Here is a 248-nt window from a genome sequence, read left to right on the forward strand (position 1 = left end):
CCCTGTGGGCATGCTGAAGATTGAGACGCACTCATGTTTGATCCGGCACCAGCTGAACCTCCCGCCGCAGCTTTGGCTGCCGCGGAGCAGTCCTCCGCGGCCCCTGCTACCGGCGGCGGTCTGCCTGCAGTCAATGAGTTTGCGATCCCGCTGCCGCCGGTCGATCTTGCGGCGCCGGCGGCCGAGTTGGTGGACCAGATCACCGCACGGGAGGACGCCAAGGACGCGATCGCCGCGGAGCAGGCCAA

Annotated in this window: 1 protein-coding gene; it reads left to right on the plus strand. The window is 67.7% G+C overall.

All coding sequences use genetic code 11. The features are described from left to right. Positions 1–33: 33 nt before the first annotated feature. A partial coding sequence (locus AC5RWT_RS38225; protein WP_494084736.1) for a hypothetical protein occupies positions 34–248 on the plus strand: 215 nt, incomplete at its 3' end.

It is taken from the genome of Arthrobacter sp. Dra40 (assembly GCF_059091905.1).